18 protein-coding genes are annotated in these 18,592 nt (G+C 58.8%); 11 read left to right on the plus strand and 7 right to left on the minus strand.

The features are described 5' to 3' along the window. Positions 1-22: 22 nt before the first annotated feature. The 3 genes from purS to T424_RS0102560 form a co-directional block, all read right to left on the minus strand. Positions 23-268 (minus strand): phosphoribosylformylglycinamidine synthase subunit PurS, encoded by a 246-nt coding sequence (purS, locus tag T424_RS0102550; protein ID WP_027486329.1) that lies wholly within the window; start codon positions 266-268, stop codon positions 23-25. Positions 269-283: 15 nt separating this feature from the next. Then, on the minus strand, positions 284-1,048 hold the full coding sequence (gene purC / locus T424_RS0102555; RefSeq protein ID WP_027486330.1) for a phosphoribosylaminoimidazolesuccinocarboxamide synthase: 765 nt from the start codon (positions 1,046-1,048) through the stop codon (positions 284-286). A gap of 228 nt (positions 1,049-1,276) precedes the next feature. Continuing rightward, complete coding sequence (locus T424_RS0102560; protein ID WP_027486331.1) at positions 1,277-1,825, minus strand: RBBP9/YdeN family alpha/beta hydrolase; 549 nt, start codon at positions 1,823-1,825, stop codon at positions 1,277-1,279. Positions 1,826-2,058: 233 nt separating this feature from the next. On the opposite strand from T424_RS0102560, the gene T424_RS0102565 reads away from it, so the two are divergent. Further along, the gene (locus tag T424_RS0102565; protein WP_027486332.1) at positions 2,059-3,285 is read left to right on the plus strand and encodes a GGDEF domain-containing protein; all 1,227 of its coding nucleotides are present in this window, start codon (positions 2,059-2,061) and stop codon (positions 3,283-3,285) included. A 274-nt stretch (positions 3,286-3,559) separates the two neighbouring features. Here the strand turns inward: T424_RS0102565 and T424_RS0102570 are convergent, their stop codons facing one another. Continuing rightward, positions 3,560-4,198 (minus strand): glutathione S-transferase family protein, encoded by a 639-nt coding sequence (locus T424_RS0102570; RefSeq protein WP_027486333.1) that lies wholly within the window; start codon positions 4,196-4,198, stop codon positions 3,560-3,562. Positions 4,199-4,275: 77 nt separating this feature from the next. Further along, complete coding sequence (locus tag T424_RS0102575) at positions 4,276-5,490, minus strand: NADP-dependent isocitrate dehydrogenase (RefSeq protein ID WP_027486334.1); 1,215 nt, start codon at positions 5,488-5,490, stop codon at positions 4,276-4,278. 228 nt (positions 5,491-5,718) lie between these two features. On the opposite strand from T424_RS0102575, the gene T424_RS21660 reads away from it, so the two are divergent. The 5 genes from T424_RS21660 to T424_RS0102600 all read left to right on the plus strand — a co-directional run bounded on the left by T424_RS21660 (position 5,719) and on the right by T424_RS0102600 (position 11,347). Then, positions 5,719-6,291, plus strand: a complete 573-nt coding sequence (locus T424_RS21660) for a hypothetical protein (protein WP_051558740.1) — start codon at positions 5,719-5,721, stop codon at positions 6,289-6,291. Positions 6,292-6,405: 114 nt separating this feature from the next. Next, positions 6,406-7,245: an RNA methyltransferase gene (locus T424_RS19990; protein WP_037066417.1), complete on the plus strand. Its 840-nt coding sequence runs from the start codon at positions 6,406-6,408 to the stop codon at positions 7,243-7,245. Beyond that, positions 7,232-8,041 (plus strand): glutamate racemase, encoded by an 810-nt coding sequence (gene murI, locus T424_RS0102590; protein WP_245269393.1) that lies wholly within the window; start codon positions 7,232-7,234, stop codon positions 8,039-8,041. The genes T424_RS19990 and murI overlap by 14 nt, the downstream gene beginning before the upstream one ends. Positions 8,042-8,194: 153 nt before the next feature. Beyond that, positions 8,195-9,487 carry a hemolysin family protein gene (locus T424_RS0102595; RefSeq protein ID WP_027486337.1) on the plus strand — a complete coding sequence of 431 codons (1,293 nt, stop codon included), beginning with the start codon at positions 8,195-8,197 and terminating at the stop codon, positions 9,485-9,487. Between the two features lie 339 nt (positions 9,488-9,826). Next, positions 9,827-11,347, plus strand: a complete 1,521-nt coding sequence (locus T424_RS0102600; protein ID WP_027486338.1) for an ATP-binding protein — start codon at positions 9,827-9,829, stop codon at positions 11,345-11,347. A 42-nt stretch (positions 11,348-11,389) separates the two neighbouring features. Here the strand turns inward: T424_RS0102600 and pepT are convergent, their stop codons facing one another. Together pepT and T424_RS0102610 are read right to left on the minus strand one after the other, a co-directional pair. Then, on the minus strand, positions 11,390-12,625 hold the full coding sequence (gene pepT, locus T424_RS0102605) for a peptidase T (protein WP_027486339.1): 1,236 nt from the start codon (positions 12,623-12,625) through the stop codon (positions 11,390-11,392). An 89-nt stretch (positions 12,626-12,714) separates the two neighbouring features. Next, on the minus strand, positions 12,715-13,701 hold the full coding sequence (locus T424_RS0102610) for a TerC family protein (protein ID WP_027486340.1): 987 nt from the start codon (positions 13,699-13,701) through the stop codon (positions 12,715-12,717). A gap of 333 nt (positions 13,702-14,034) precedes the next feature. Between T424_RS0102610 and rpsD the strand changes: the two genes are divergently transcribed. From rpsD to T424_RS0102635, 5 genes are all read left to right on the plus strand, one after another. Continuing rightward, a complete protein-coding gene (gene rpsD / locus T424_RS0102615; protein ID WP_027486341.1) occupies positions 14,035-14,652 on the plus strand; it encodes a 30S ribosomal protein S4 in 618 nt (205 codons plus the stop codon). 102 nt (positions 14,653-14,754) lie between these two features. Next, on the plus strand, positions 14,755-15,681 hold the full coding sequence (locus T424_RS0102620; RefSeq protein ID WP_027486342.1) for a glutaminase: 927 nt from the start codon (positions 14,755-14,757) through the stop codon (positions 15,679-15,681). A gap of 230 nt (positions 15,682-15,911) precedes the next feature. Continuing rightward, positions 15,912-16,703 (plus strand): ChbG/HpnK family deacetylase, encoded by a 792-nt coding sequence (locus T424_RS19995; protein WP_161712507.1) that lies wholly within the window; start codon positions 15,912-15,914, stop codon positions 16,701-16,703. Positions 16,704-16,781: 78 nt separating this feature from the next. Then, the gene (ttcA, locus tag T424_RS0102630; RefSeq protein WP_407921372.1) at positions 16,782-17,675 is read left to right on the plus strand and encodes a tRNA 2-thiocytidine(32) synthetase TtcA; all 894 of its coding nucleotides are present in this window, start codon (positions 16,782-16,784) and stop codon (positions 17,673-17,675) included. 87 nt (positions 17,676-17,762) lie between these two features. Further along, positions 17,763-18,590: an inositol monophosphatase family protein gene (locus T424_RS0102635; RefSeq protein ID WP_027486344.1), complete on the plus strand. Its 828-nt coding sequence runs from the start codon at positions 17,763-17,765 to the stop codon at positions 18,588-18,590. Positions 18,591-18,592: the final 2 nt, after the last annotated feature.

Here is an 18,592-nt window from a genome sequence, read left to right on the forward strand (position 1 = left end):
GGATGACGACCAGATGCCCGGTTCATTCCACCAGGGCGATGGCGTAGTTTTCGATCACGGTATTGGCGAGGAGCTTTTCGCACATTGCCTTCAGTTCTTCCTCAGCCTTTGCCTTGTCTGCGGTGTCGAGAGCGAGATCGAAAACCTTGCCCTGGCGTACCTGGTTCACGCCGTCGAAGCCGAGCGCGCCAAGCGCGCCTTCGATGGCCTTGCCCTGCGGATCGAGAACGCCATTCTTGAGGGTAACGGTCACACGTGCCTTAATCACAATCTGTCTCCAAATTTACTTGACCAGAACCGGGCCTGTACCGCGCACGGGTTCGTTCTCGTTGATGATGCCAAGACGGCGCGCCACTTCCTGATAGGCTTCCAGCAATCCGCCCATGTCGTGACGGAAGCGGTCCTTATCGAGGCGTTCCTTCGTCTCGATGTCCCAGAGGCGGCAACTGTCCGGCGAGATTTCGTCTGCCAGAACAATGCGCATCATGTCCCCTTCATAAAGGCGGCCGCATTCGATCTTGAAATCGACGAGCTGGATGCCGATGCCAAGGAAAAGACCGCTCAGGAAGTCGTTGACACGGATGGCAAGCGCCATGATGTCGTCAAGCTCGGCGGGATTGGCCCAGCCGAAAGCGGTGATATGCTCTTCGGAGACGATGGGATCTTCAAGCGCGTCGGATTTATAGTAGAACTCGATGATGGAGCGGGGCAGAACAACGCCTTCCTCGATGCCCAGCCGCCGCGACAGCGAACCGGCAGCAACATTGCGCACCACGATTTCCAGAGGAATGATTTCCACTTCCTTGATCAACTGCTCGCGCATGTTCAGGCGGCGGATGAAGTGGGTGGGAATGCCGATCTTGTTCAGATGCGTAAAGACATATTCGGAAATACGGTTGTTCAACACGCCTTTTCCGTCGATGACTTCATGCTTCTTCTTGTTGAAGGCGGTGGCGTCGTCCTTGAAAAACTGGATCAGAGTGCCCGGCTCCGGACCTTCGTAAAGGATCTTGGCCTTGCCTTCGTAAATACGGCGGCGACGGTTCATAACGGCTTGTCTCTGCTGTTGGCGTCTTGCGGCGGACGCGAAGTGTCATTGTTGAGGCGGTCCCATAACGGAAAACGCGGGTTTTCACAATGCAGCGATTGGCCCTTCCTGTGTTTTCGTTGCAAAGAAGCTTGCTGCCGATCCTACAGCCCTTCACCACGGTCTTGAAAGAACCAGCTCGTCAAACCGGAGAATTCGCGGGGGATAAGCCGCAAATACGCGAGCCTTTCAGAGTCTGGAGAGGAATTGCGCAAAAACCATCGTGCCTTCCGGCCATGGGCCGTGCCCGGATTCGCTGTTGATATGCCCCGATTCTCCCGCATCGATCAGCAAGGCACCCCAGCTATCGGCAATGTCTTCGGCATGTTCGTAACTGCCGAAGGGATCGTTTCGGCTGGCGATCAGCATGGTGGGAAAGGGCAGGCGTTCGCGCGGATATGGCCCGAAGGTCATGAGATGTTTAGGACGGATGGCGGCATTGGCCACATCGGGCGGGGCCACGAAAAACGCCCCGGCCACGGGCTTTTTGAACAGCGGGATGGCATGAACCACCGTGGGTATGCCCAGCGAATGCGCCACAAGCACGACCGGGCGTTCGGCGGCATTCACTTCCTCTGCGAGGCGCTCCACCCAGTCTTCGCGCTCGGGTTTGGCCCACTCTGCCTGCTCCACGCGACGTGCCGTGGAAAGCTTGGCCTGCCAGCGGCTTTGCCAGTGGTCCGGGCCGGAATTCGTGTAGCCGGGAACGATGATGATATCTGCGTCTGATGCCTTCATGTTTCTTATCTGCGTGCAAGCCATGCTGGCGTCAAGCCCCCAATGGGGTTCGGCGCTGGCATCGAAGTTGGCGGCAACCATGCAACCTGCCGTGATGCAACCGGATTTGGTCATGAATCTTGCGTATCTTTACACATCGCGCATCTTTTTTGTTACGCGGGTTGTGCAATTATCCGGTCATTCACCTTTGCTATGAAATATTCCCATAGAATTTCAGGATATATCAAGAGACCATGCCCCTTCTCGACATTCCCACCCTCATGATTTGCCTGCTGGTCGGCTGGTTCATCATTGGCCTGCTGACCTATATAAGCTTCACGAGCGAGCCGTCGCGTCAGGAGCTGAAGATCTGGAGCGCCGGCTTTGCGGTCGGGGGGCTGGGCGTGCTTCTTTTGAGCCTTCGCGGTTTCGTTCCGGCTTTCTGGTCGGTGGGTGTCGGCAATGCCGCACTTCTTGCGGGCGTTGGCCTGTTGTGGCAGGGGTTTCGGTCTTTCGACGGGAAAAGCACGCATTGCGGGGCCATGTTTCTGTTTGGTGGCATCTGGATGGGCGCCTATCTGGGGTCGCCCGCCTTTTCCGGCAATATCAATCTGCGCATCATCGCAAGTTCGGTCCTGCTCAGCATCGAGCTGGGCTTGATGGCTCTGGCCATCTGGCAGGGCTATCGGCGCGAGGCATTGCCCACACGCAAGCTTCTGGTTTTCTTCCTTGCTGCCTATGTTCTCGTCAATCTGATGCGGATCCCGATGACGCTCATCTTCCCCGTTGGCGAAACGGAGGGTCAGCCGGTTTCCGTTTGGTACGGTCTGATGACGTTCATGCTGCATGTGATTTCGCTGATGTGCGGGGTGGGAATCTTTTCTCTCAGCCGGGACCGGGTATTGCTGGAATACAAGCGCGCCTCTGAAACCGATGGCCTCACCGGGGCGCTGAACCGGCGCGCCTTCATGGATCGGCTTGGCGTGGAGATTGGCGCGGGTGGCTGCCTCGCCCTTATCGACATCGATCATTTCAAGGCCATCAACGATAATCATGGCCACGCGGCGGGCGATCTGGTGCTGAGGCAATTCGTATCGAGGGTCAATGGGCAGCTTGGGCCGGGCATGGTGTTCGGCCGCGTGGGGGGAGAGGAATTCGGTCTTTTTCTCAAGGGTTTCGATAGCCAGAAGGCCTTGGCCTTTTGCGAAGCCCTTCGGCAGGATTTGCACAATGAGCCCTTCACATGGCATGGCCATTCGGTCCGGGCAGCGGTCAGCATGGGATTGAAACGGGTGGAGCCGGGCGGTGCGGAGACGGAAAGCCAGATTGTTGCTGCCGATAGCGCGCTTTATGCTGCCAAGAATGGCGGCAGAAACCGTGTGGTCTGCCATGATGCCATTGCGCGGCAAAGCCCGCCCGGCGCTGAGGCCAGCGCCAGCAATGGTTTTGCATTTTCGTCCCTTGCGCCGCAGGCCGGTTGAGGCATTTCCGGCAAAACCTGATCGCGGTCTGCGTTTCAAAAAGGCAGGTCTTGTCAGCTTTGATGCCAAGGCTCGAAGATGCTACTGCATAAATCCTTAAATCGGAATCGATTTAAGGTGAAAATCATGCAGCAGTTTTAGAGTGTTACAGCGTCCTTTGTGCGTTTGATAAAACGCACGGCGCTGTAACGCATCCTCGCCTTGAAGAGATTTCGAATATCTCAAACGCATCAGGGGCTTGAGATATTCGAAAATGGAATACGAGGAGTCATCTTCAATCACTCTTCGTATGAGCCTTCAGTTCTTCCAGGGCCTTGGCGTCGATTGCGGCAGCCCGTGCAAAGGCCTCGCGGCTTGTCATACGCTGGGTGTAATCAACGAAAGCCTGGCGTTTTTCCATTCCCAGCATATTCATCTGGAAACCCAGGTGAGAGGCGACATAGACATCGGCGGCGGAGAATTTATCCCCGGCGATGAAGGGACCGGCGGTAATCGCGGCTTCGATCACGTCCAGCATATCCTTCTGGTCGATATAGCCCATCATGCCGCGCTTTTCATCCGGCACGACGAAGCCGCAGGCATTGTTGATCACCATCGACTCGACAGGGCCTGCGGTGAAGAAAAGCCAGCGGTAATAGGAGCCGCGCGCCGAAGGTTCCGGCGCAAGACCCGCCTGCGGAAAGGCGTCTGCCAGATAAGCAAGGATTGCCGGGGTTTCGGTCACGATGGTTTCACCATGCCGGATGGCGGGCACTTTGCCCAGCGGGTTGATGGCGCGGTAGGCGGGGTCCTTCATCGCCGGGCCGTAAAGCAGCCATTCGGTCGTGTAGGGCCTGCCAATTTCCTCGAGCATCCAGCGCACCATGCGCCCGCGTGACATGGGGTGGGTATAGAGAATGACGTCTTCGGTCATGATGTTCTCCTGAAGGTCTGTGGAATTCTTCAATAAAAAAACCCGGCTCGAAGCCGGGTTTCCTTGGAACAAATGCTTCAGGCCGCCATGGCCTTGCGCAGATTTTCGTCGATCTTGTCGAGGAAGGCGGTGGTGGACAGCCAGGGCTGATCGGGGCCGATGAGCAGCGCCAGATCCTTCGTCATATAACCGGCTTCCACCGTTTCCACGCAAACCTTTTCCAGCGTCGTGGCGAAGCGGGCGAGATCGGCGTTGTCGTCCAGCTTGGCGCGATGGGCAAGGCCGCGCGTCCATGCGAAGATGGAAGCGATGGAGTTGGTGGAGGTCTCCTGACCCTTCTGGTGCTGGCGATAGTGGCGCGTCACCGTACCGTGGGCGGCTTCCGCTTCGACGGTCTGGCCATCCGGCGTCATCAGCACCGAGGTCATCAGGCCGAGCGAGCCAAAGCCCTGGGCAACGGTGTCGGACTGGACGTCGCCGTCATAGTTCTTGCACGCCCAGACGTAACCGCCGGACCACTTGAGGGCCGAGGCAACCATATCGTCGATCAGGCGGTGTTCGTAGATGATGCCGGCGGCATCGAACTTGGCCTTGAACTCGTTCTCGTAGACTTCCTGGAATATGTCCTTGAAGCGGCCGTCATAGGCCTTGAGAATGGTGTTCTTGGTGGAGAGGTAGACGGGCCACTTGCGCATCAGGCCGTAATTCATCGAAGCGCGGGCGAAATCGCGGATCGAATCGTCCAGGTTGTACATGGCCATGGCAACGCCGGAGGAGGGAGCGTTGAACACTTCCTTCTCGATGACCTGCCCGTCTTCGCCGACGAACTTGATGGTGAGCTTGCCCTTGCCGGGGAATTTGAAGTCGGTTGCGCGGTACTGGTCGCCGAAGGCGTGACGGCCAACGACGATCGGCTGCGTCCAGCCGGGAACGAGGCGGGGAACATTCTTGCAGATGATCGGCTCGCGGAAGATCACGCCGCCCAGAATGTTGCGGATCGTGCCGTTCGGGCTCTTCCACATCTGCTTGAGGCCGAATTCCTCGACGCGGGCTTCGTCGGGCGTGATCGTGGCGCACTTGATGCCAACGCCGTGCTTCTTGATGGCATGGGCGGCATCGACCGTGACCTGATCGTCGGTTGCGTCGCGGTTTTCAACCGAGAGGTCGTAATATTCGATCTCGAGATCGAGGTAGGGCAGGATCAGCTTGTCCTTGATGAACTGCCAGATGATCCTTGTCATCTCATCGCCGTCGAGATCGACGACAGGGTTTGCAACCTTGATCTTTTGCATAAATCTTCCTCACGCTTGAAGGCGACCGAATGTCACCCGACTGTCTGTTGGACCGCGTTTGCCTATAGCATTCTCAACGCGCAAGGCAAACAGGAAGGAGGGGCGGGGGCGGCAAAAGCCTCGGGGAATTTCTGGTATTTCGCGCAGAGTCACGGCCCCAGAAATCGCCGTTGCCATAGCGCTTGCTTTTGGTATCTGCAAATCTGATTGCAACCGGGGGAACGGGCGATGAAGGGTAGGGTGACAAAGGTTTTGGCGGGTACTCTGGCGCTGGCTGCATGGGGCTCGGCGGTCCTGCCGGCAAACGCTGCCGACGATGCGGTGGAAAAGGTGAAGGAGATCATGGCCGTCACGCTTCACAATTCGATGATCAAGCCCGGCGACAAGCCCCCCGCGGCCGACTATTGGGACCCGGCCACGCTGATGGTGAGCTATAGCCGGGGCTTTACCCATGACCTGACCGCCGCCCTCCTGCACATGAAGGATGCGGGCGAGCAGATGTTTCTCGATTACGAGCCGGTGCTTGGCGCGCAGGATGGCTGCCCGCTTCGCAAGGTGCAGTACAAGGCCGCGCCCGAAGACAAGGGCGTGACGCGCGTGACCGTGACTTTCGAAGCATTTTACTGCCTTGGCGACAGCCCCGACTTGCGCAAACCCACTGTGGTCTGGTTCGATCTCGTGCGCGAAGGCTGGGACAATGAGAACCGCTGGTTTGTGGTGGACGATATTCGCCATCCCGCCCAGCGCGGCGAGGCGGCGGTTTCGCTGCGGGAAAACTTTCGCCAGCTTGCATCGCATTAACGGCACCCTGGCCGTGAAAGTCAGGCGCATATCTGACAAAGCTTCCGTTCCGCCTTTGATTTTTTCCGGGCTTTGTGCCAGTGAGGCCGCGGTTTTCAATGCGGGCAGATGAGAATGGCAGGCACGAACAGCGAGCGGGACATGATTGCGGAGGGACCGGCCATTATTCTGGTGGAGCCGCAACTGGGCGAAAACATTGGCATGGTGGCGCGCGCCATGGCCAATTTCGGCCTGGCTGAGCTGCGGCTGGTGAACCCGCGCGACGGGTGGCCGTCCGAAAAGGCCCGCGCGGCAGCCGCCAAGGCCGATCACGTGATCGATGGCACCAAGGTTTTTGGCACACTCGAAGAAGCGCTTGCCGATCTGAATTTCGTTTATGCCACCACGGCGCGCCAGCGGGACGGATTCAAGCCGGTGCGCTCGCCCGTGACGGCGGCTGAAACCCTGCGCCAGCATTTTCGGGCCGGGGCAAAAACCGGCATTCTGTTTGGCCGCGAGAAATCCGGGCTCACCAACGAGGATGTGGCGCTGGCCGATGAAATCGTCACCTTTCCGGTCAATCCCGCTTTCGCATCGTTGAATATCGCCCAGGCCGTGTTGCTGATGTCCTATGAGTGGATGAAGTCCGGCATGAGCGATGTAACGGCCACGCCCTTTCAGGAGGTCGATCAGGCACCCTCGACCAAGGAGGAGCTGATCGGCTTTTTCGAGCATATCGAAGAGGCGCTCGATGCGCGCAATTACTTTCACCCGCCCCACAAAAAGGCGAAGATGGTCGATAATCTGCGCGCGGTGCTTTCCCGGCGGGCCTTTACCTCGCCCGAAATCAAGGTGATGCGGGGTGTGGTGTCTTCTCTGGATCGTTTCAGGCGCCGCAATGGCGACCCCGCGGCGGACGTGAGCGGGCAAATCGTGACCGGCGAGGAGCAGGATGCAGGATGTGACGGCAAGTGACGAGCGGCCGGTTCTGGTTTTCGATTCGGGCATCGGCGGCCTGACCGTTCTGCGTGAAGCGCGGGTTTTGATGCCTGAGCGCCGCTTCGTCTACATCGGAGACGATGCAGCCTTTCCTTACGGCGACTGGGAAGAGGAGCCGCTGCGGGCCAGGATCGTCGGCCTGTTCGGCTCCCTGCTGGCATCGCACCAGCCCGAGGCAGTCATCATTGCCTGCAATACGGCCTTTACTTTGGCGGGAGCGGCGCTGCGGGCGGCCTATCCGCAAGCCCGCTTCATCGGCACCGTGCCAGCCATCAAGCCTGCGGCCGAGCGCACGCGATCCGGCCTCGTCAGTGTCCTTGCCACGCCCGGCACCGTGAAGCGTGCCTATACGCAGGAGCTGATTTCGTCCTTCGCCAGCCAGTGCAATGTTCATCTTGTAGGGTCGCCGGGTCTTGCCCGGCTGGCCGAGGCCTATATTCGCGGCGAACCCGTGGATGAGGCGGCAGTGGCCGCCGAAGTCATGCCATGTTTTCGCAGCGAAGGCGGCGCCAAAACCGATATTGTCGTGCTGGCCTGCACGCATTATCCATTTTTGGCCAATCTGTTTCGCAAGCTTGCCCCCTGGCCGGTGGATTGGCTGGATCCGGCGGAGGCCATTGCCCGTCAGGCGCGCAGGCTTGTGCCGTTGAACGAAGGCGTTGCTCATCCGGATGCGCCCGATGTGGCGTGTTTTACGTCCGGACGGACGGATTTTTCAACGCTCCGGCTCATGCAGGGCTTCGGCCTGAAGATGGTGCCGATGATGGCGTGACGGCGCGGCTTGTGCGAAAGCCATGGCGGTTATTGGCGACCTTTCTTGTTCCATTGCGGAAAAATCGGTCCAGTGTATTTGGATTGTGGCCGCGACCTGTGCTAAAGCTTGGCCGCCGCCGCCTTGCGCGGTTCCTATGAGACCTAGAAACGCTTGATTGCTGAAATCCTTATTGTCGCGCTGCTGACCCTCCTGAACGGGCTGCTGTCCATGTCCGAGCTGGCTGTTGTTTCCGCCCGTGCCGCACGTCTCAAGGTCATGGCGGATCAGGGGCATCGCGGTGCCGCCGTGGCCATTCGGCTGGCGGAGGATCCGGGCCGCTTCATTTCGACCGTGCAGATCGGCATCACGCTTGTGGGCGTTCTGTCGGGCGCATTTTCAGGTGCAACGCTCGGTGCGCGCCTGTCGCAATGGCTGGCGCTACAGGGGCTTTCCGAGGGCGCGGCCAGCGCTTTGGGCGTGGGCTCCGTCGTTGTTCTCATCACCTATCTTCAGCTCATCATTGGCGAACTCGTGCCGAAGCAGATCGCGCTGCGCAATGCCGAACTGGTGGCAGCCCGCGTGGCGGGCGCCATGAAGGTGCTGTCGCGCATCGCCGCGCCGCTGGTGTGGTTGCTGGATAGTTCCGGCCGCGCGCTTCTGGCGCTTCTTGGGCAAAAGGGCGGCAGTTCCGGCACGGTCACGGACGAGGAAATCAAGACGGTTCTGGCCGAGGCGCAAAGCGCGGGCGTGATCGAAACCGAGGAATCGCAGATGATTTCCGGCGTGATGCGGCTTGCCGACCGCACAGCCCGCGGGCTTATGACGCCCCGCCGCGATGTCGTGACCATCAACACGGAAGACTCGATAGAGGAAATTCGCGACAAGCTTTCCGCCTCGACGCATTCGCGTATGCCGGTGCGCAATGGCAATTCCGATGAGATCATCGGTGTGCTTCTGGTAAAGAATTTTTACGATGCGCTGGCGCGCGGCAATGATTTCGACATTCAGGCGCTGACCAGCGAAGTGCCGATCGTCTCCGATCTGGCCGGCGCCATCGACATCATCCAGTCCATTCGCAAGACCGGGATGCATATGGTGCTTGTCTATGACGAGTACGGCCATTTCGAAGGCATCATTACCTCCGGCGATATTCTGGAAGCCATCACAGGCGCCTTTCAGGAAGATGGCGAGGAAGAGCCCGCTCTGCTGCTGCGGGAAGATGGCTCCTATCTCGTGGCAGGCTGGACGCCGATCGACGAGTTCGTGGAGCATATCCGCGTGCCGGTGGAAGATGACCCGGATTTTACCACCGTTGCCGGTTTCGTGCTGGACGAATTGAAGCGCATCCCTTCGCTGGGCGAAAGCTTCGTGAAGAACGGCTGGAGATTCGAGGTCGTCGATCTGGATGGACGCCGTATCGACAAGCTGCTGGTTTCACCCGTTCCGGCAGATGAGCCGGATTGACCGGCAGGCACAGGGCAGGGTGTCCTGCGTCCGGCCTTATACCAAGGGTCATTGAAAATGACCCTTGGTATTCCCCTTTCGAATATCTCAAGCCTCTGACGCAGTTGAGATATTCGAAATCTCCTCAAGGCGAGGATGCGTTCGCATCTTCGAGCCTTGGTATTATTGCCTGTGGGTTTCGTAAAGAACGCCAAGCTGTTTTGGCCTGAACATGCTAGACACTCTTCACAGGGCCGTCGCGTTAAGTCGGCTTTTGAGTGTTTGCGGTTTTCTTCGGGCCAGCGCCCGTGCTGCCAGACGGATGAAAAGCCGGGTGGCGTTGATTGAAGGGGTAGCTGCGTGCAGGTCGGGATCGATATGGGAACGGTGGCGGGCGGTCAGCCGGCCAAGCTCGATATCGAAGAGCTTCTGGCAACCCGTCTGCTGGTGCAGGGCAATTCCGGCTCTGGCAAATCGCATCTTTTGCGCCGGCTTCTGGAGCAATCGGCACCGTGGGTGCAGCAGGTCATTATCGACCCGGAGGGCGATTTCGTCACGCTTGCCGATAAATATGGTCACATCGTCGTGGATGGTGATCGCAGCGATGCCGAGTTGATCGGGATTGCCACGCGCATCCGTCAGCATCGGGTCTCCTGCGTTTTCACGCTGGAGGGGCTGGATATAGAGCAGCAAATGCGCGCTGCCGGGATTTTCCTCAACGGCCTGTTCGATGCCGAGCGCGAATACTGGTATCCTGTTCTGGTGGTGGTGGACGAGGCGCAGATGTTTGCGCCTTCCGTTGGTGGTGACGTGTCCGAAGATGCCCGCAAGCTTTCGCTGGGCGCGATGACCAATCTGATGTGCCGGGGCAGAAAGCGCGGTCTTGCCGGGGTCATCGCCACGCAGCGGCTGGCAAAGCTGGCAAAGAACGTTGCCGCGGAAGCCTCCAACTTTCTGATGGGGCGAACATTCCTGGACATCGACATGGCCCGCGCCGCCGATCTTCTGGGCATGGATCGCCGTCAGGCGGAAATGTTCCGTGATCTGAAGCGCGGGAACTTCGTGGCCCTTGGACCGGCGCTGTCACGCCGTCCCCTGCCCATCGTCATTGGCGCCGTGGAAACCTCCGCCCGGTCCTCTAGCCCCAAGCTGATGCCGCTGCCCGAAGCGCCCCAGGATGTGGAAGACCTGATTTTCACGCCCGATCCGGAGGAGTTCAACCGTCCCATCCTGCGGCGTACGCCGCCTGCGCCGCGCCCCACCACGGATATTCTGGCCGAGCTTTCCAAGGCATCGCCCGCCGCATCCGGCGATGACATTTCCATCCAGCGCGCGCCCGCCCAGCCGGAAATGCCAGCGGCAGAGCGGGAAGAGCGGCTGGCGGCTGTGCTTTCGGAAATCCTGGAAGATCCGCAGGCTGCTTATCGAACGGATTCCGTGCTTTATCAGGAATTTCTGGTTCGCGCCCGAATGCGCCGCGTGACAGGCCCGCCCATGGCCATGGGCGAGTTTCGCCGCCGTGTAGCCGTGGCCCGCGCGGGCGTTGACGAGGAAACGGCAAGTTCGGAAAACTGGCAGACCGCGCTTACGCTTTCCCTTCGCGTTTCGGAGGATTTGCAGGGCGTGTTCCTGCTCATGGCCAAGGCTGCCATTCGCAACGAGCCTTGCCCTTCCGATCTTCGCATTGCCAAGGCTTATGGCACGCATTCGGCGCGCCGCGCCCGTCGCCTTCTCGGTTATTTCGAAGAGCAGGGGCTGGTGGTGGTTCACACCGACTTTTCCGGAAAGCGCATCGTCGCCTTCCCTGATCTCGAAGCAGAGACGCTGCCCGGCGATCCGAACGCCACGGACGATGTAGACCTCAAGACCGCCGCCGAATGATCGGAGACAGGGGCGCTTACCCCCTGCCGATCCGTTTTAAACTTATATGGCTCTTTCTTCCCAAACCTTCACCAGTTCCACGATGGTGCGGGCGGAAATTTCCATATCCTGGACGCTGATCCATTCCAGCGGCGAGTGATAGGCGTGACCGCCGGTATAGATATTCGGGCAGGGAAGCCCCATGAAGGAAAGGCGTGCGCCATCCGTACCACCGCGAATGGCGGTGAGTTTCGGTTCAAGGCCAACGCGGCGGACAGCCTCCGCCAGATTGTCCATGACCTGCGGGTGCTGGTCGAGAACCATCTTCATGTTGCGATATTGTTCAAGCACCGTAAAGCTGTAGGTGGAGGCTGGAAAACCGGCCATGACCTCGCGGGTAATATCTTCCAGCAGTTTTTCCTTGTCGTGCAGTCCGGAGACGTCGAAATCGCGGATGATGAAGTTGATGTCCGCACCTTCGAGCGTGGCCGTCATATCGCTGGGATGAATGAAGCCCTGGCGGCCCTCCGTCGCTTCCGGACCAAGATCCCTGGGCAGGCGGGCAATGATCTGGCTTGCGATCCTGATGGCGTTTTCCATGCGGCCTTTGGCCGTGCCCGGATGAATGGCGACACCGGTAATGCTGATCTTGACCTCGTCGGCGGAGAAGTTTTCATTCTCGATTTCGCCAACCGTGCTTCCGTCCATGGTGTAGCCGAAGGCTGCGCCCAGTTTCTTCAGATCTACCTTGTCGGCACCGCGGCCGATTTCCTCATCGGTGGTGAAAAGGATTTTGACCGGCCCGTGCGGGATTTCCGGATGGTCCAGCAGAAATTGGGCCGCCGTCATGATTTCGGCAATGCCTGCCTTGTCATCTGCGCCCAGCAGGGTCGTGCCATCGGTTGTGACGATGTCCTTGCCGATCTGGCGCGCCAGTTCCGGATTTTCACTCACCCGGATCACGCGGCTCGTATCTCCGGGCAATACGATGTCGCCGCCCTGATAGTTGCGCAGCACCTGCGGCTTCACATTCGTGCCGGAGAAGTCCGGGGCCGTGTCCATATGGGAGCAGAAGCAGATGGCCGGAACCGCCTTTTGCGATGTAGCGGGCAGGGTGGCGTAGATATTGCCGTGTTCATCCATATGGGCATCGGCGAGGCCCATGGCCTGTAATTCGTCCACGAGAACGCGCCCGAGGTTCTTCTGCTTTTCCGTGGAGGGCTGGCTGGAGGACGTCCGGTCGGACTGGGTGTCGATCACGACATACCGCAGGAAACGGTCCAGAATCGCAGAGGTCATATGGGCATCCTTGTCATCAAAAGACTTTTATAAACAAAAACGCCGCCGTGACAGAAGCCACGGCGGCCATTTTTTCGCCCGGTTGCGGATTACTCCGCTTCGGCCCTTTGCTTGCTGCCGCGCGTTGCCCACAGCGAGCCGAAGATACCGGCGGCAAGAATGCCAAGCGTGATGGTCAGGGAGATCATCGGCGGGATCTTGGCAATGCCCAGCATGTCGGCAATGAAGATCTTGGAGCCAATAAAGATCAGCACGACCGAAAGCGCATATTTCAGATAGGCGAAGCGATGGATCAGAGCCGAGAGTGCGAAGTACAGCGCCCGAAGACCCAGGATCGCGAAGATGTTGGAGGTGTAGACGATGTAAGGATCGGTGGTGATGGCAAAGATTGCCGGGATGGAGTCCACCGCGAAGACAAGGTCCACGAATTCCACCATGATCAGCGCCAGAAGCAGCGGCGTGATATAGGTTTTCATCTTGCCGGTCTTTTCGTCGGCCTTGCGCACCACGAAATGATCGCCTTCGAGCTTTTCCGTAACCGGCAAGTGGCGGCGCACGAAATTCAGCACGGGGTTTGAAGCGACGTCATATTCCTTGTCGGCCGTCAGCAGCATTTTCACGCCGGTGAAGACCAGGAAGGCGGCGAAGAAATAAAGAACCCAGTGATAGCTTTCGACGATGGCCGCACCCGCTGCAATCATGATGCCGCGCAGCACGATGACGCCAAGGATACCGTAAAGCAGCACGCGGTGCTGATAGGCTCGCGGAATGGCGAAGTAACTGAAGATCATGGCGATGACAAAGATATTGTCCATCGCAAGGCTTTTTTCGATCACGAATCCGGTGAGATATTCAATACCGGCCTGTTGGCCCGATTGCCACCATATCCAGCCGCCGAACAACACGCCAAGCGCAATATAAAAAGCGGAGAAGGCAAAGCTTTCGGCCATGCCGATTTCCTTGCTCTTCTTGTGAAGAACACCAAGATCGAGAACGAGAAGAAAAAGAACGACAGCAATGAAGAACAGCCACATCCACACTGGCTTGCCCATCATGTCTACCCAAAGAAAATCCATTGCGGGTTTCCTTGCCGGAAGGGTTTTGGATCATAGCGCCGACATCACGGGAAACCGGCAGTCACGTCAGAGGGGCCCGGCGCTACGTTGAGGCTTAGGTGTGGCGGCAATGTTCACATTTCAAGGCACCTTATTGACATTTTTGTTTGGTGGCACTAGAGACCGCCCCAACGCCGGGTGGAAACGCCCGGTGTTGTCATGACATGTCCCGTGGCAGCACCTTTTCGCAAGAAATCCGGGCTGCCTGTCAGGAGCGCCGCAAGGCAATCCAAAGGAGGGCGTGTTTCCTGAAAAACAAGCCCCGCAAGAGGCATAAAACACAAAGGAAATACGATGAGCAAGCGCGCATCTTCCAAGTACAAGATCGATCGCCGTATGGGCGAAAATATCTGGGGCCGTCCGAAGTCCCCGGTAAACCGCCGCGAATACGGCCCTGGTCAGCACGGCCAGCGCCGCAAGGGCAAGCTCTCCGACTTCGGCGTGCAGCTGCGCGCCAAGCAGAAGCTGAAGGGCTACTACGGCGACATCCGCGAGAAGCAGTTCCGCGCCACCTATGAAGAAGCCAACCGCCGCAAGGGCGACACCGGCGAAAACCTGATCGGCCTGCTCGAATCGCGTCTGGACGCCATTGTCTACCGCGCCAAGTTCGTGCCGACCGTCTGGGCTGCCCGTCAGTTCGTCAACCACGGCCATGTGACCGTCAATGGCGTTCGCGTCAATATCGGTTCCTACCGTTGCAAGGCTGGCGACGTGATCGAGGTTCGCCAGAAGTCCAAGCAGCTCGTAACGGTTCTCGAATCGGTACAGCTCGCTGAGCGTGACGTTCCGGACTACATCGAAGCCGATCACAACAAGATGGTTGCGACCTTCGTTCGCGTTCCGGGTCTCTCTGACGTTCCTTATCCGGTCGTCATGGAGCCGCAGCTGGTCGTCGAATTCTATTCGCGCTGATTTTGCTTGTGCATTCGGGAAAGCCGTCCTTCGGGGCGGCTTTTTCTGTTTGCGGTGCAGCGGGAAAGTGGCAAAATGGCCTTCGGTACGCATGAGGGACAGATGGATCTGCAAGCCGTCGTCGATGATATAGCGCTGATGATGCAGCCGCGCCTCGGCGAGGGGCAGGTGGCTGACTATATCCCCGAGCTGGCCAATGTCGATCCCCGGCAATTTGGCCTTGCCGTGACCACGGTAGATGGCCAGACCTTTACGGCTGGCGATGCCGCAACGGCATTTTCGGTGCAGAGCATTTCCAAGGTTTTCATGCTGACGCTTGCGCTTGGCAAGGCCGGGGAAAGCATCTGGAAACGGGTAGGGCGGGAGCCATCCGGTTCGGCGTTCAACTCCATTGTCCAGCTTGAGCATGAGCATGGCATTCCGCGCAATCCCTTCATCAATGCCGGCGCCATCGTGGTGACGGATATGGTGCTGGCGGGACACAAGCCGCGCGAAGCGATTGGAGAGTTCCTGCGTTTCATGCGGTTTCTGGCCGATGATGACGGCGTGACGATTGATGAAAGAGTGGCGCGTTCCGAACATGCAACCGGCTATCGCAATTTTGCGCTTGCCAATTTCATGCGCTCTTTCGGCAATCTCGAACATCCGGCCGATCTGGTGCTCGGCACTTACTTTCATCAATGCGCGCTTTCCATGAGTTGCGTGCAGCTTTCCCGCGCCGGGCTTTTTCTGGCCAATCGCGGCACCAATCCGCTCACGGGGTTTTCGGTGGTTTCGCCGAAGCGGGCGCGGCGCATTAATGCCCTGATGCTGACATGCGGACATTATGACGGCTCGGGTGATTTCGCCTATCACGTCGGCCTGCCTGGCAAGAGCGGCGTGGGCGGTGGCATTCTGGCCATCGCGCCCGGAAAGGCGTCGATTGCCGTGTGGTCGCCGGGGCTGAACAAGGTTGGCAATTCAGCACTCGGTTCCGCTGCGCTTGAAATGCTTGCCACGCGCACGGGATGGTCGGTGTTCGGGTATTGAGCATTGTCCATAGAGGCCCCGGAACCGGCTTTCACGGGGGTGGGGTAAAAACCCAGGCGCGTTTGCGGTTGTTATGCAACCGCCGACCTCTTGTCATTAACCAGTTATAAAGGGTAATTTCCCTGAGTTGCTGCAATGCGGTGGAAGCTGTTAGCTGCCGGTTCGCGATAGGCGGGCAAAGGGCAGGGCTTCAGGAGCGGCAGCCGCGATACAGCGAGATTTCGATGCAGATGATGGATATAAGAGCCAATCGAAAGCCGCTCCATATCATTGCGGATGGCTATGGACTGTCTCCGGGTGTGGATGCCGCCATTCGGGCGCTTCTGGAGCAAGGCAAGGTGCGCGGCACCGGCTGCATGACGGTGTTTTCCGATTGGCGGGAAGAGGCTGAATTGCTGATGCCGGTCATCAATGACTGCAACGGCGAAGTCGGGCTGCATCTCACCCTTACCAGCTACATGCCATTGAGTGGCGTGAAGCCCATGTGTTCGCTGAAGCGGCGCATTTCGCAATGGCTGCTTGGCAGCGTCGATAAGGGCAAGCTGCAAAGGGAGCTTGATGCCCAGTTGAACGCTTTCATCGACGGGGTCGGCCGGGTGCCGGACTATATCGATGGCTATCAGCATGTGCATTTTCTGCCCGTCGTGCGTGACTGGTTGAAAGCGCGTCGTGAATTGCTGATCAGTCCGCGCGGAAAAAGCCCGTGGCTGCGTGGCGAGCCGCAGCAGGGGCTTGCCCTTGGCCTGCCGCAGCGCGGCAAGATCGCCGTGGTGGAGCGCATGGCCGCCGGTTTCAACGACGAAATGCGGGAGGCTGGCTATCAGGTGAAGGGGCCACTGGTTGGCTTTTACCCAAAGCGCAATCCGCAGCGGTTCCGCGACACCTTGCAGCTCGTGCGCCGTAATGCGCCGGATGACGCCATCATGATGTGCCGTCCGGGGATCGTGGACCAGATTCTGGTCTCTCGTGAGCGGCAGGTTGGCACGCGGGAGGTTGAATTCGCCGAACTGATGCGGCAGTAAGAGAAAAGCCACCCGCATAAACCCGCATCGGGGCAGGGTGGAAAGCTCTTTCGGAAGGCGAAATCCGGGATGAATATCATGACTGCCGGCTTGCAGGCACCGCAGGACGAAAGCGACACCGCGCTCTCCGAAGACTTTGCCGGGCACGCGCTTTTTATCCATGCGCCCCGTAGCGTTTCCTTCAACAAGCTGCGCAAGCGCCTGCTGCGACAGGTGCGTCAGGCCATGGATGATTTTGCCATGCTGAAAGGGCAGAAGCGCTGGCTTATCGGCCTTTCGGGCGGCAAGGACAGCTATGGCCTGCTGGCGCTGCTTCTGGATCTCAAATGGCGCGGCCTGCTGCCGGTGGAGCTGCTGGCCTGCAATCTGGATCAGGGCCAGCCGAATTTTCCCAAACACATCCTGCCGGATTATCTCGCCTCCATCGGGGTGAAACATCGCATCGAATATCGCGATACCTATTCCATCGTGAAGGAAAAGGTGCCGGAAGGGGCCACCTATTGCTCGCTCTGTTCGAGGCTTCGGCGTGGCAATCTCTACCGCATTGCCCGTGAAGAAGGGTGCGATGCGCTGGTGCTGGGCCATCATCGCGAGGATATTCTGGAAACTTTCTTCATGAACTTCTTTCATGGTGGCCGCCTTGCCGCCATGCCGCCCAAGCTGTTGAACGATGAAGGCGACCTCATGGTGCTGCGGCCGCTGGCCTATGCGGGCGAGGACGATCTGGCGAAATTCGCCGCAGCCATGCAGTTTCCCATCATCCCTTGCGATCTTTGCGGATCACAGGATGGCTTGCAGCGCAATGCAATGAAGGAAATGCTGGCGGGCATAGAGGCGAAAATGCCGGGGCGGAAGGACGCAATGTTGCGGGCGCTCGGCCATGTCAATCCTTCCCATCTCATGGATCGCACCCTGTTCGATTTTGCCGCCCTCGGCTTAAGCGGAGTGACAGAAGACCGGGGTGCTGCATAATTCCTGCCAGGGCGCTCTATTGTCACGCGCTCTTCACATGGCGGGTGCAAAGCCGGACCCGTCATATTGATTTGAGGACAAGCTTTCGTGTTTCAGGATAAAGATGTCGAACTGGTGCATCAGTTCGTCAAGCAGGCCGCCGCCACCGAGATTTTGCCGCGCTTTCGCCGGCTGTCGGCGGGCGATGTGGTGGAAAAGAAATCCAGCATCGATCTTGTGACGGATGCCGATCTTCTTGCCGAAAAACACATCACGCAGGCGCTGCTGGCCCGCTGGCCCACGGCGCTTGTGGTGGGCGAGGAGGCTTGCGAGACAAACCCTTCCCTGATTACGGCCCTGCGGGATGCCGATCTGGCCTTCGTGATCGATCCCGTTGACGGCACCTTCAATTTCCAGGCGGGAATGCCGCTTTACGGTACGAATCTGGCCGTGGTGTCGAAGGGAGAAACCATTGCCGCCATCATCCATGACAGCGTGCTGGGTGACAGTCTCGTGGCGATGAAGGGTGCGGGCGCCCACTGTGTGACTGCCGCAGGCGTGGCCTCGCCGATTTCGGTGGCCGAGCCCGTGGCTCTGGCCGAGATGGTCGGCACCATTTCCATCAACGATATTGCCTATCCGGAAAGGCGGCGTATCGCAGCCAATCTTGCCAAAACCCGCATGGCCTTTGCCTATAATTGTTCTGCCTATGAGTACTGGATGGTTGCCAGCGGCAAGGTGCATTTCATCGGCCATCACAAGCTCATGCCGTGGGATCATCTGGCGGGCGTGCTGCTTCACTCCGAGGCGGGCGGCGTTACCTCGAAATTCGATGGCAGCCCCTATCTTCCCGGCGAAACCACCGGCGGCATTCTGTCCGCCCCGGATCGGGAAAGCTGGGCCATGATCTATCGCGACATCATTCTTGCCCCTTGACC

Origin of the sequence: Allorhizobium undicola ORS 992 = ATCC 700741, from assembly GCF_000621665.1 — a bacterium.
GTDB classification, from domain to species: Bacteria; Pseudomonadota; Alphaproteobacteria; order Rhizobiales; family Rhizobiaceae; genus Allorhizobium; species Allorhizobium undicola.